The organism is Francisella uliginis, from assembly GCF_001895265.1.
In the GTDB taxonomy this organism is placed as follows: domain Bacteria; phylum Pseudomonadota; class Gammaproteobacteria; order Francisellales; family Francisellaceae; genus Francisella; species Francisella uliginis.
The window spans coordinates 1,975,374-1,988,188 of record NZ_CP016796.1 but is presented as its reverse complement, the minus strand read 5'-3'; the positions used below and the strand labels follow the sequence as shown (position 1 = coordinate 1,988,188).

Below are 12,815 nucleotides of genomic sequence, written 5' to 3'. Positions count from 1 at the left end.
ATTACATTCCTTGCTTATATATATTATTGTCTAATTTTACGCTGTTGTTTAGCATAGCATCACTTCCTTTGTGGACCTTGTTTTGTCCTGAAGTAACTATTGTTGTGCCAGGTTTTAAACCTTCAACTAAGGCTAGGTTATTTCTTGTTTCTATAACTTTAATATTATTTTGTCCAACTTTATATAGGGTTTTATCTAAAGTAACAGTTTTCATACCGCCTTCTGCTGTAGATGTGTATGAGACTTTTTCTTTTTTACCATCTTTGTCTAAAACAGGTTTTAAAGTAAATACAGATTCACCATATAAGCTATACGATATTGCATTTCTTGGGATTACAATAGAGTCTTTCTTTATTGGTAGATTTACATGTACTGTCAAAAACATCCCAGGAACAATCTGGTGTTTAGGGTTTTTATATGTTGCTTGCACCATTATTGATCTATTTGAATCATTAATGAAAGAGTTAATAGCGGTTATCTTTGCGGTAAATTTTTTACCAGGATATGAGTCAGAATAGAAGTTAATATTTTGTCCCATCTCTATTAGGCTAACTTTGTTTTGAGGTACAGAGAATGTGATAAAAATAGGATCTATTTTTGTAAGTGTCGCAGCATTATCACCATTATTAAAATATTGCCCTAAACTTATATTTCTAATACCTATTTTACCATCAAAAGGCGCTTTGACTTCTTTGAAGCCAATTTGAGACTCAATGTTTTGTACTTGTGCTAAAGCTGCTAAATAGTCTGCATTGGCTTTATCTGCTGTTTCTTTTGATGTAGCTCTTTGCTCTACAAGTTTGTTATAACGATCTGTAGTAATCTTGGCAAGTTTTAGTTTTGAAAGGGCTTCTTCTAAATTTGCTTTTAATTGACTAGTATCTAGCTTGAAGAGTAAGTCGCCTTTTTTTACTTCTTGACCACTTTTGAAATTAATCTCGCTAACTATACCGCCAGATTGTGATGAAATTTGCGTTGATTGAATTGCTTGAGCTTCACCAATAGTATTAATAACTTGTTGCCAGTCTGACTTTTTGACAACTGTTGATGTAACAGCAACGGGTTGAGCTACATACGAAGCCATGCCTTTTTTGATCATGCTTTGTACAAATTCTGCAAAACCGAAGATTCCTCCAAATATTAGTAATGTTGCTAGAACCACCACTACTGAGGCTACATTTTTATTTTGTAACTTAGCCAGTAGTGTCCTAATTTTTTTTATTTGGAATATGAAATAAACAATTGCTAAAGTTAAACCTAATTTTCCTAAGATTAGCCACGCAATTACCGCGACTATTACACTGAAAATAGCGTAGTTTTTTCTATTAGCGTTAATTTTTTGTTTAATTTTTTCAAAAGTTTTTTTGAAGTCCACAATCTTATCTCACTATTTTTTAAATATTTTAATAAAAAGACCAATGCAGTTGATTACTAGTAAGCAACTAAAAAATAAAAAGCTATAAACAGCTAAACTATATCCAGATATCTCTTCTGAGATTTCTGAACAGCTTTCAACCGAACCTGTAATTGATTTGGTAACATTAAGTAAAAACGGATTGTCTATACCACCACATGAAGCAATATTCGTTGTTGGAGGTGTATTGAAATACTGTAGATATATTTGATCACCAGCCACATACAAAGCTAAAAGTATAATTACTAAAATTATTGTCTGTATAGCTACTGAAAAGGCCTTTGGTGACTTTTTAATCCATCCTAATACACTTAAAACCAATATACATAACACTGATAACTGCTGCAAAAGGCACATAGGACAAGGCTTCCACCCAAGAATGGCCATTGTAAAGACAACTGCACATAGAGTTAAAATACAAACTATGGTATTGATAGGGAAAATATATCTATCGATTTTCTTCATTCTGTCAAATATCTACTTTACAAAAAAGGTTTTCGTAATTGTATCACAATTTTAATTCGTTTTTTATAGTATCAATATAGAGATTGTTTAACGAGTTTTTTAAATCACTTTTATGAGTGTTAGCCACAATGTTTTTGACATTTAAATTGTTAATAAGGTCTATAGCTTTTTGTAATGATTTGTGACTTCTTAGAGTTTTTTTTGCTTTAGTAATGCTTATATATTTTATGTATACTTCAATGCTGTCTTTGAGTAAGATTTTATTTCTCAATAAGTTTGCATTCTTTATAAGATTGAAAGCTGTTGAAGCATTTATTTCATCTTCCAGTATCTGTTTGATACTAATAGCTGCATTTAATATTTTAAATTGTTCATTTGTTAATAGAAGTTCTTTTTTTAAGTGTTCTAGATATATCTTGGGAGTTTCTAAAAAGCATAAGGTGATTTTTTGTTTTGTATCTGAATTTATATAATTAGGGTTATTAAAAAAAGTAGTGTTAGGTATTGCTATAAGTAAGCTTTTTATAGTTGGAAGTGTCTTTTCTAAAGAGCTGAGTTCATCTAAAGTTTCAAAAAATATTTTAGGGTTTGTAAGAGCTTTAATAAACTCTATGTGCAAACGTTCTTTTGTAAGGTGACTCAATTCATCGGTTTTTGAAATCTCTTTTACAAGTTTTTTGGTTTCAGGAGCTATTGAAAAGTTGAAATGAGAAAACTGAGCTTTAAATCGAGCTAAACGAATGACGCGTAAAGGATCATCAATGAAAGCTTTGGATGTATGTCGCAAGATTCTATCTTTAATATCTTGCTGACCATTGAAAGGGTCTATTATATTGCCATCTTTACTCATGGCTATCGAGTTGATGGTTAGATCTCTACGCTTAAGATCATCTTCAAGAGTAATATCTTTTGAGTAGAATGTTTCAAAGCCATGATATCCTTTAGCAACTTTTTTTTCTGCTCTGGCAAGAGCGTATTCCTCTTTTGTTTTAGGATTTATGAATACTGGGAATGATGCATTAATTTTGATATATCCTGCAGATAACATTTGTTGTTCTGTGGCTCCAACAACCACCCAGTCTTTGTCTTTGTGAGGTAGCCCTAGTAGTTTATCTCTAACTGCTCCACCGACTAGATATATTTTCATCATACAGATAGTTAATTTTGCTTAGCTTTATATTAACAGAAAAAAGTGTATAATTATTTGTTACTTAATGTTGTTTTAGAAGCATCTTTTTTTAAATTATGGCAAATATGATTGATAAATTAGACCTTAAATCTCAAGGTCCAGGCACTCTTAGCGGCGAAATGTCGAGTAAGGAAAAAGTAACTACTCTTTATAAGAGGTTGTTAGGACAAGTTAGGCATCTATGGCACTTCTTAGTTTTAGCAGCTATAGGGAGTATATTTTTCTCAGCAGCTGATGCTTCAATGATATATCTTATAAATCCTATACTAAACTATGGTTTTGGTGCCGGTGGTGATGTTACTAAACAAAGTGCTAGTATCTTGATGTTGATGGGTGTTGGTATGGTTGGCTTATTGACACTACGCTCTGTAGGATCTTTTTTATCAAATTATTTCATAGGTTCATTAGGACAAAAAGTTGTCTACAAGTTTAGAAAAGATATCTACAAAAGATTTATGAACCTACCAGCAACCTTCTTTGATAAACATTCTTCTGGTCAAATTATTTCAAGACTTTTGTATAATGTTGATCAAGTTACAGAAGCTACATCAACAGCTATCATAACAGTAGTTCAGGATGGTACTTTTGTAATAGGTCTTATAATAGTAATGGTTGTATCAAGTTGGCAGCTGTCTTTATTTTTGATAATAGTTGGACCATTTTTAGGTATATTTATATCCTTAATAAATAAAAAGTTCAGATCTCTAAGTAGAAATACTCAATCATCTATGGGTAATGTCACTCATACGGCAGAAGAGACTCTTAGAAACTATAAAGAAATAAGAATATTTGGAGCGCAAAATAAACAGCAGAATAAGTTTTTCAAGAATCTTGATTATACTTATTCTCAGCAGATAAGAACTATTGCTCTAGACTCTTTGACGTCTCCTATTATTCAAATTATAGCGTCACTTGTTTTAGCTCTTTCATTATTTACAATTGCCATTTTTGGAACAAGTGATGGTGGTGGATCATCTTGGCTAACAGCTGGTTCATTTGCATCATTCTTTGCTGCAGCGGCAGCGATCTTAAAACCAATTAAGAATCTTACTAAAGTAAATGTGGTTATTCAAAAAGCAGTCGCAGCAACTGAAGATATATTTTATATTCTTGATTATCCAGCAGAAGAAGAGACTGGGACTAAAGAGCTTAAAAATGTATCTGGTGATGTAAGTATTAAGGATGTAAGTTTTGCATTTAGTACACTTAATGTTCTAAATGGTGTAAGCGTTGATATTAAAGCTGGTGAAACCGTAGCATTTGTTGGTAAATCAGGTAGTGGGAAAACTACGCTTACAAGTATTATCTCGAGATTTTATAATCAGCATCAAGGTCAGATCTCTATCGATGGTGTAGATACTCGTGAATTATCTCTTGAGAATCTAAGATCTCATTTATCAATGGTTTCTCAGAATGTTCATCTATTTGATGATACTGTTTATAATAATATTGCTTTTGGTTTATCAAGAGATGTTTCAGAAGAAGAAGTTGTTGATGTTCTTAAAAGAGCAAATGCATATGACTTTGTCCAAGAGTTACCAGAAGGTATGCACACGAATATTGGTAATAATGGCTCTAAGCTTTCTGGAGGTCAAAGACAAAGAATATCAATAGCAAGAGCATTACTTAAAAATGCGCCGATACTAATATTTGATGAAGCTACTAGTGCGTTAGATAATGAGTCAGAAAAAGTTGTCCAACAAGCACTTGAGAGCTTAACTAAATCATGTACAACTATAGTTATAGCACATAGATTAAGTACTGTTGAAAATGCTGATAAGATTGTTGTTATGGATGGCGGAAAAGTTGTTGAATGTGGCAAGCATGAGGAACTCCTAGAACAAGGAGGACTTTACAGTAGGTTATATCAATCAGGACTTGAGTAATTAAATGATAGATAAATTTTGGTATCAACGAAATCCAAGTTTATTAAGTTCTACTTTGAAGCCTATTTCTACGATTTTTTCTAAAATTGCTACTAATCGTAAACTTAAACAGCAACAAAATCAATACAAATCAAAAATACCTGTTGTTATCGTTGGTAATATATCTGTCGGTGGTACAGGAAAGACCCCCGTAGTTAGAAAGCTCGCCCAAGAGTATCTAGCGAAAGGTAAAGCCCCTGTAATTATTAGTCGTGGCTATGGTGCAAAAGCTGAAAGCTATCCATTTGAAGTTGATGTAGATACTCCAGCTAGTAAGTGCGGCGATGAACCTGCAATGTTGTATGATGCATTGAATGCTCAGGTTCCAATCGTTATATCACCACAGAGAGTAGACTCTGTAAAGTATATTGAAAAAAAATATCCAAATACTGATGTCATAATCAGCGATGATGGTTTACAGCACTACAAGCTTGCCAGAGATAAGGAAATAGTTGTTGTCGATGCTAGTAGAATGTTTGGTAATCAATTATGTATTCCTGCAGGGCCTTTAAGAGAGCCTGTTGAAAGGTTAAAATTTGTTGATGAAGTTATTGTTATTGGGAACTGCTCTGATGATGATAAAAACTATATAAGAAATTATAACCAAAATATTACTTCTGCTAAGATTGTAGCAACTGAGTTTGTAAACCTTATATCTGGAGAGAGAGTTCCTAAGGATAGGTTTTTAGATAAAAAAGTTGTAGCTGTTGCAGGTATTGGTAATCCAACTAAATTTTTTCAAACTTTAGTAGATAATGATGTAGACATCTCTGATAAAAAAATATTTAAAGATCACCATAAATTTGAACAAAAAGATTTTGCTGATATTGAAGGTAATCAAATAGTTGTTATGACGTATAAAGATGCTATTAAATGCAAATCTTTTGCTAAAGATAATTGGTGGTATTTGGATATAGAATTGCAATATAATTCTTAATATTACCTGTTTCTTGTATTTAGAGTGATTTGAAAAATAAAAAAGTTACGATCAGTTATTGGTTGAAATAGTCTTTTAGAAAATTATATTTAAGTGCACTTATAAATCATAAAGCTAAAATAAGCTATACATATATAATTAATAGGCTCAATCAATTTGCTATACTTTGTTATATATATTACTATTTATTTGATATAAATATTCTAATAAACCTTTATGCAAAAAATAGTTTTAGTCGATGGTTCATCTTATTTATTTAGAGCCTACCATGCCTTACCAAATCTCTCTAATAGTCAAGGAGAACCAACGGGTGCTATTCTTGGGGTAATTAATATGCTCAAGAAATTACCAGCCATATATGATACTGAATATGTTGCAGTAGTATTTGACCCTAAAGGTAAAAATTTTCGTCATGAGATGTATCCTGAATATAAAGCTAATCGTAAAGCGATGGATGATGAACTAAGGGTACAAATCCAACCTCTGCATGAGATTATCAAAAAGATGGGCTACCCACTTATTATAAAAGATGGCGTAGAGGCTGATGATGTCATTGGGACATTGGCTAGAGAGTTAGAGCATCAAGGTTATGATGTGATAATTTCTACTGGTGATAAGGATATGGCTCAGTTAGTTACTGAAAAAGTAGTGTTATATGATTCGATGAAAAATGTAACTACAGATATACCAGGAGTTTTAGATAAATATCAAATTAGACCTGATCAGATAGTGGATTATTTAGCTCTTATGGGAGATTCTTCGGATAATATACCTGGAGTACCTAAAGTAGGTCCTAAAACAGCAGTTAAGTGGTTACAACAGTATGAAAACATTGATGGCGTTATAGAGAATGCAAGTGAGATAAAAGGAAAGGTTGGAGAGAATTTACGTAATAATATAGAACTTTTAAAACTTTCTTATCAGTTAGCTACAATTAAATGTGATCTTAATCTTAGTTTGTCTATAGAAGATCTTAAGTGTCAAAAGGCAGATACAGAATATCTAACAGAAGCTTTTACTCGATATGGATTTAATTCGTTACTTAGAAATTTAAATGTAGAGGCTAAGCCTGCTTCAGACAAAACACAACCTAAGTCTATAGAAGTTGATTATAGAACTGTTACATCCGAACAAGAGTTGGATAATTTAATAGTGGAGCTAAAAAATAGTGATACTTTTGCTTTTGATACAGAAACAGATTCTTTAAATACTTATGAAGCTAATTTAGTAGGTTTATCTTTTTGTGCTATAGAAGGTAAGGCTTATTATATCCCAGTCCAACACAGGTATTTAGGTGTTCCACAGCAGCTGGAGTTAGATGTGGTTTTAGAAAACTTAAAACCAGTATTTGCAGATTCTAAAAAAGCTAAAGTTGCACATAATTTTAAGTTTGATGAGAAGGTTTTATCAAAATATGGAGTTGATATTAAAGGTCAAATTCATGACACTATGATTATGGCTTATGTGCTAAAAAGTAGTGGTAAGCATGATATGGATAGTCTTTCTAAAGAGCATCTCGATATTTCACCTGTTCCTTACAGTGAAATAGCTGGTACAGGTAGAAAACAGCAAACCCTAGATCAAATAGAAATTGAAAAGGTTGCAAAATATGCTGCTGAAGATGCAGATATTACTTTTAGGCTTTTTAATCATTTTGATGGTTTGCTTAAAAAAGAAAAAATTCTTTATAATTTATATTCTCAGGTTGAGATGCCACTTACCCTTATCCTTAATAATATGGAAAAGATAGGTGTAAAGATTGATGCTGACAAGTTAGTTGAGCAAAGTGCAAACCTTGAGAAAAGCATAGGTGAAATTCAAGAGCAGTGCTATGAACTTGCTGGATCAGAGTTTAATTTATCATCTCCTGTACAGTTAAGAGAGATTCTTTTTGAAAAGATGGAAATTCCACCAGTTAAAAAAACAGCAAAAGGTCAAGCTTCAACATCTGAAGAGGTATTAGTCCAATTAGCTGAAGAATATGAAATAGCTGCTTTAATTATGAAATATCGACACCTCTCAAAGCTAAAAAATACTTATACTGATAAGCTTCCTAAAATATTAGATAGCAATTCAAGAGCTCATACTTCATATAATCAAACAGGAACTGTTACAGGAAGGCTATCATCTTCAGATCCAAACTTACAAAATATACCAATCAAAAGCCCTGAGGGTCGTAAAATCAGACAAGCATTCATTGCTGAAGAAGGGTGTTGCGTAGTTGCTGCAGATTATTCGCAGATTGAACTTAGAATCATGGCACATTTATCAAAAGATGAGAATCTTCTAAAAGCTTTTAACGAAGGTCTAGATATCCATAGTGCAACAGCTGCTGAGGTTTTAGGTATCCAGCTGGATGAAGTTTCAAGTGAGCAAAGAAGAAGGGCAAAAGCTATAAACTTTGGCCTTATCTATGGTATGAGTGCTTTTGGTTTAGCAAAACAGCTTGAAATACCTCGTGGTGAGGCACAAGAATATATCGATGTATATTTTAACCGTTATCCAAAAGTTAAAGAATATATGACTACTGCTAAAGAGTTCGCTAAAAAAAATGGCTATGTTGAAACAATACTAGGTCGAAGACTATATTTGCCTGAAATTAGTTCAAGAAATGTGATGCAAAGAAATGCTGCTGAAAGAGCTGCGATAAATGCTCCAATGCAGGGAACGGCTGCTGATATTATAAAAAAAGCGATGATAGAGGTTAACACTATGATTTCTCAGGAGTATAATAGCGAAGTTAAAATGGTAATGCAGGTTCATGATGAATTAGTTTTTGAAGTTCAAAGAACTAAAGTTGAAGAGATTTCTGCAAAAATAAAAGAAATAATGGAAGGTGCTGTTAAACTTAGCGTACCTTTAGAAGTCAATGTTGATACTGGCGATAACTGGGATCAGGCACATTAATATATATTAGGATTTATTATGCTATTAGTAATGGATGTAGGTAACTCTCATATACACATTGGAGTTTTTGAGGGTGAGCAAATAGTTAGCCAAATTAGATACTCAACGTCATCAGTTGATTCGACTTCTGATCAGATGGGAGTTTTTTTAAGGCAAGCTTTGAGAGAAAACTCTGTAGATTTAAATAAGATAGATGGATGTGCGATATCTTCTGTGGTGCCACATCTAAATTATTCATTAGGCTCAGCTGTTATAAAATACTTTGATATAAAACCATTTTTTATTAGTATGGATAATACGGGTCTTGACATGTCAGCAGTAGAAGCACACCAAGTAGGAGCAGATAGAATTGCTAGTTGTATTGGTGCTATAGCTGATCATCCAAATAAAGATCTACTAATAATAGATTTAGGAACAGCAACAACTTTTGATATTGTTACTAAAGATAGAAAATACTTAAGTGGTTCAATTATGCCTGGTGTTAAACTATCCTTGAATGCTTTGTGCCAAGGAGCATCTCAACTATCGTCAATAACTATTGTCAAACCAGAAGTTGCTATTGGTTATGATACAAAAACTAATATTCGTTCAGGATTATACTATGGGCATCTAGGAGCATTAAAAGAGCTTAAGAATAAAAGCTTGGAAGAGTTAAGTGATAAGGATGTCTACACTATAGCAACTGGTGGTTTTGCCAGTTTATTTAAAGATGAAGGAATATTTGATGAAATATCTCCGGATTTAATTCTACGTGGAATAAGAATTGCATTTTTAGAGAATAATTAAAAAATCAAAAGGTTTTTAAGATGTTAAAAAATAAAAAAGTAGTTATTTTATTATTTGATTCATTTGGTATTGGTCAAGCGCCCGATGCACCTCAATTTGGGGATCAAGGGTCGGATACTTTAGGCCATATCGTTGAATATTTTAATAAAAATGGTATGAATCTTAAATTACCAAATTTATCAAAAAGAGGTCTTAAGAAAGCTGCTGAGCATAACAGAGGTGCTGCGCTGGCTCAAGATATCTCAATATCTGATAATATTATAAATTCAAAATTTGGCTATTGTGCTGAAATAAGTAAAGGTAAAGATACTCCTAGTGGACATTGGGAACTTGCAGGTGTGCCTGTTATGTTTGACTGGTATTACTTCACTGCAAAAGAGAATCAAAGCTGTTTTGATCAAGAATTCATAGATAGATGGGTTGAAAAAGCAGGTCTTAAAGATGGCTTTATAGATGCTGGTCATGCATCAGGGACTGAGGTGCTCAAAGAGCATGGTTGTGAAAGTTGTGTAACTAAGAAACCTATAGTTTACACATCAGCTGATAGTGTTTTCCAGGTAGCCGCTCATGAAGATTATTTTGGTTTAGATAAGCTCTTAGATATTTGTAAAATTGCGCGAGAAATTCTTGATGATATGAATATGAAAGTTGGTAGAGTTATTGCGCGTCCATTTATTGGTGAAGCTGCAGATGAATATGTTCGTACAGGTAATCGTAAGGACTTTTCTATTTTACCACCAGCACCAACTTTATTGGATAAATTAAAGCAGGCTGGAGGTAAAGTTGTCTCAATTGGTAAGATTGCTGATATTTATGCAAATCAAGGTATTAGTAAGCAACTCAAAGCAACAGGTTTAGAGGAACTTTTTGATAAAACAGTATCTGAATATAAGTTGGCACAAGAAAATACACTCATATTTACTAACTTTGTCGATTTAGATTCGAGTTATGGACATCGTAGAGATCCTAAAGGTTATGGTAAAGCTCTAGAATATCTAGATGCAAGAATTCCTGATTTAGATAATTTATTAGATGATGATACGATTGTAATATTAGCTGCAGATCATGGTTGTGATCCAACAGCTCCAGGTTCTGACCATACAAGGGAATGCGTGCCATTTTTACTTTGGGGTAAAAATATAGAATCTGAATTTATTGGCCAGAGAGATACTTTTGCTGATATTGGTGAAAGTATTGCTGATTTTATGGGTGTCGAATCATTAAGTTTTGGGAAATCAATATTTGAGAAAAACTATGACGAGTAAACAAAAAATAGTATCGCTTATAGATTTAACACTATTAGGTGATAGTGATACAGACAAAGATATACTTAAAATATGTTCTAAAGCTAGGAATTCTCTAGGGAATGTGGCTGCTTTGTGCGTTTATAAGGAGTTTATTCCGGTTGTTAAAAAAGAACTTGGAGCAGATTTTAAAGTCGCTACTGTGGTTAACTTCCCTAATGGTGATTCCAGTATAGAAAATACTCTTAATGAAACAAAGCAAGCTCTAACATTAGGAGCTGATGAAATTGATCTAGTTATAGATTATAAAGAGTACATTGAAAAGTCATGCTCAGAAAAGTCAAAGCAAATGGTTTCTCAGGTCAAAACTCTTTGTGAAGATAAGACTCTCAAGGTAATAATAGAGTCTGGAGAACTTCAATCGCCAGAGCTAATTGAAAAAGTATCTTCTGATGTTATAAATGCAGGAGCTGACTTTATTAAAACATCAACAGGTAAGTCTCGTGTCGGAGCAACCATTGAAGCAGCTGAGGCTATGTTGAAAACCATTAAAAAGTTAGATGAAAAAGTAGGTTTTAAAGCTTCTGGTGGAATAAAGAATTATACACAAGCAGTTGCATATGTTGAATTAGCTGATAAGATACTCAGCAGTAATTATATAAATCCAAAAACCTTTAGGTTTGGTGTAAGTAGTCTTTTAGATAACTTACTTAATCATAAACAAGAGTGTATAAATGATTATTAGAACTTTATATTTTGTTTTAGGTCTTTTCGTAATTTATCTTTTGGCATATATTTGGAGTAATAATAGACACGCTATTAGATATAAAAATCTTTTTATAATCCTCGTAGTACAGCTTCTTCTAGCAAAATTCATGCTTAGTACAACAATAGGTATTGATATAATCAATTATATTAATGAAGGATTTAAGGTTATACTTGCGAGTGCTCAAGTTGGTGTATCTTTTGTTTTTGGAAATTTAGCTGATTCAAAAGGATTTATATTTTTCTTTAATGCTGCTATGCCAATAGTACTAATGTCTGCGATTATTGGGATATTGCAGTATTTTAAAATTTTACAAATACTTGTAGTTGCAATAGGAAGTATTTTGGCAAAAGTCACAGGTATGGGCAAGCTAGAATCATTTAATGCTATTAGCTCTCTAAGTGTTGGTCAGTCTGAGAATTTTCTTTATTATAAAAAGATAATAAAATACTTACCTTCAAATGTACTTTATACAATGGCCGCTACGGCAATGTCTACAGTATCACTAGGTACAGCAGCTGCTTATATGACAATAATTAATCCAACTTATGTTTGTGTAGCTATAATTATGAACATGTTTGGAGCATTTTTTGTTTTAAATATAATAAATCCTTATGAAAAAACTAAAGAAACATCATATCAGTTTTTAACTGAGCAAGTTGAGGATTTTGAAAAGCAAAGATTCTTTGAGATGCTATCAGAGTATATCTTGGATGGATTTAAGGTTGCTATAATTGTCTGTGTTATGGTTATGGGTTATATAGCTTTTCTTAATTTGGCAGATGCTATTTTTTCTAGCTTATTTGGTATATCTTTGCGAGATATTTTGGGATATGTTTTTTATCCAATTGCGTGGGTTTTAAATATTCATGGTAATGAGGTGTTTTTATCAAGCCAAATTATGGGCACCAAGATAGTTACTAACGAATTTGTAGCAATGCAAGAGTTAGCTCAGCATGCAAAACAACTATCAGCTCATACAATAGCTGTAGTATCAGTGTTTTTAGTTTCTTTTGCTAATTTTGCATCTATTGGAATTATTATCGGTGCTATCCAAGCACTTGATAAGGATGCTTCAGTTAAAGTAGCAAGATTTAGTTTGAAGATTTTGTATGGAGCTGTGTTAGTTAGCTTTTTATCAGCAAATATAGTTGGATTTGTTATATCTGGAACATAGAGAGG

The 12,815-nt window shown here is 32.6% G+C and carries 10 protein-coding genes; 7 read left to right on the top strand and 3 right to left on the bottom strand.

The genetic code is table 11. The annotated features are described in order from the left end of the window. Position 1: 1 nt before the first annotated feature. From F7310_RS09230 to F7310_RS09220, 3 genes are read right to left on the bottom strand one after another with little or no spacing between them, the layout of a single operon-like run. The gene (locus F7310_RS09230; protein WP_072713295.1) at positions 2 to 1,375 is read right to left on the bottom strand and encodes an efflux RND transporter periplasmic adaptor subunit; all 1,374 of its coding nucleotides are present in this window, start codon (positions 1,373 to 1,375) and stop codon (positions 2 to 4) included. A 12-nt stretch (positions 1,376 to 1,387) separates the two neighbouring features. Further along, positions 1,388 to 1,879, bottom strand: coding sequence for a disulfide bond formation protein B (locus tag F7310_RS09225; protein WP_072713294.1), 492 nt, complete (start codon positions 1,877 to 1,879; stop codon positions 1,388 to 1,390). A gap of 43 nt (positions 1,880 to 1,922) precedes the next feature. Further along, positions 1,923 to 3,026 (bottom strand): CCA tRNA nucleotidyltransferase, encoded by a 1,104-nt coding sequence (locus F7310_RS09220; RefSeq protein WP_072713293.1) that lies wholly within the window; start codon positions 3,024 to 3,026, stop codon positions 1,923 to 1,925. A 98-nt stretch (positions 3,027 to 3,124) separates the two neighbouring features. Here F7310_RS09220 and msbA point away from each other — a divergent pair, with 98 nt between their 5' ends. The 7 genes from msbA (at position 3,125) to F7310_RS09185 (ending at position 12,810) form a co-directional block, all read left to right on the top strand. After that, entirely contained in the window at positions 3,125 to 4,954 is a 1,830-nt protein-coding gene (gene msbA, locus F7310_RS09215; protein WP_072713292.1) for a lipid A export permease/ATP-binding protein MsbA, read from the top strand. A 4-nt stretch (positions 4,955 to 4,958) separates the two neighbouring features. After that, positions 4,959 to 5,930, top strand: coding sequence for a tetraacyldisaccharide 4'-kinase (gene lpxK, locus F7310_RS09210; RefSeq protein WP_072713291.1), 972 nt, complete (start codon positions 4,959 to 4,961; stop codon positions 5,928 to 5,930). A gap of 216 nt (positions 5,931 to 6,146) precedes the next feature. Continuing rightward, positions 6,147 to 8,837 carry a DNA polymerase I gene (gene polA / locus F7310_RS09205; protein ID WP_072713290.1) on the top strand — a complete coding sequence of 897 codons (2,691 nt, stop codon included), beginning with the start codon at positions 6,147 to 6,149 and terminating at the stop codon, positions 8,835 to 8,837. 18 nt (positions 8,838 to 8,855) lie between these two features. Further along, positions 8,856 to 9,623, top strand: a complete 768-nt coding sequence (locus F7310_RS09200; RefSeq protein WP_072713289.1) for a type III pantothenate kinase — start codon at positions 8,856 to 8,858, stop codon at positions 9,621 to 9,623. Positions 9,624 to 9,643: 20 nt separating this feature from the next. After that, positions 9,644 to 10,888, top strand: coding sequence for a phosphopentomutase (locus F7310_RS09195; protein ID WP_072713288.1), 1,245 nt, complete (start codon positions 9,644 to 9,646; stop codon positions 10,886 to 10,888). Beyond that, a complete protein-coding gene (gene deoC, locus F7310_RS09190) occupies positions 10,851 to 11,612 on the top strand; it encodes a deoxyribose-phosphate aldolase (RefSeq protein WP_414653973.1) in 762 nt (253 codons plus the stop codon). Before F7310_RS09195 ends, deoC begins: the two co-directional genes overlap by 38 nt. Further along, a complete protein-coding gene (locus tag F7310_RS09185) occupies positions 11,602 to 12,810 on the top strand; it encodes a NupC/NupG family nucleoside CNT transporter (RefSeq protein ID WP_072713286.1) in 1,209 nt (402 codons plus the stop codon). The genes deoC and F7310_RS09185 overlap by 11 nt, the downstream gene beginning before the upstream one ends. The last annotated feature ends 5 nt before the right edge of the window (positions 12,811 to 12,815 follow it).